Below are 468 nucleotides of genomic sequence, written 5' to 3'. Positions count from 1 at the left end.
GTGATAGGACAGCGCTTCCGCTATTTGTCTCACTCAAGGCTAAAGACGAATGGTCCGGCTCCACACAAGCCGAACCATTCGCCGCAGACTATTACTTCTTCTTGGCAGCGGACTGCGCCTGAGCGTCGCACCGGTCCTTCAGCGCCTTGGTCTGAGGATCGGCAAGATCCACCTTGAACTTCGTCCGGTCAGCCAGCTGTTCACACGTAGCAGGCTTTGCCTTAGGCGCCTCCTTCACTTCCGACTCGGCATGAAGCGCCGGGTCATGTGCGAAGGCCGATGCGGACGCTGCAATGGAAGCGAAAAGGACGCTGATGAGGGCAAAACGATTCTTCATGTTGCTTCTCCTAGGTTGATTTCGGCGTTATGCCGGGTGTTACGGCTGGTAGAGGTCGGCCTGGTAGCCGGTAATTTGCACCTCGATGATCACGGGGGTGCTGCCGCGGTTCTGCCAGTACCACCCATGGG

1 protein-coding gene is annotated in these 468 nt (G+C 57.7%); it reads right to left on the bottom strand.

What is annotated here, in order from left to right; translation table 11 throughout:
* Positions 1-91: 91 nt before the first annotated feature.
* The gene (locus D7X55_RS46215; RefSeq protein WP_008267212.1) at positions 92-337 is read right to left on the bottom strand and encodes a hypothetical protein; all 246 of its coding nucleotides are present in this window, start codon (positions 335-337) and stop codon (positions 92-94) included.
* Positions 338-468 lie beyond the last annotated feature (131 nt).

Source organism: Corallococcus sp. AB049A (genome assembly GCF_003668885.1).
Lineage (GTDB): Bacteria > Myxococcota > Myxococcia > Myxococcales > Myxococcaceae > Corallococcus > Corallococcus interemptor.
Note: the sequence above shows the minus strand (reverse complement) of the source record. Positions and strands in the feature narration are given on the sequence as shown.

Bases quoted from the DNA above. Each gene is read 5' to 3' on its own strand.
- D7X55_RS46215 (WP_008267212.1), bottom strand. From the start codon at position 337: ATGAAGAATCGTTTTGCCCTCATCAGCGTCCTTTTCGCTTCCATTGCA.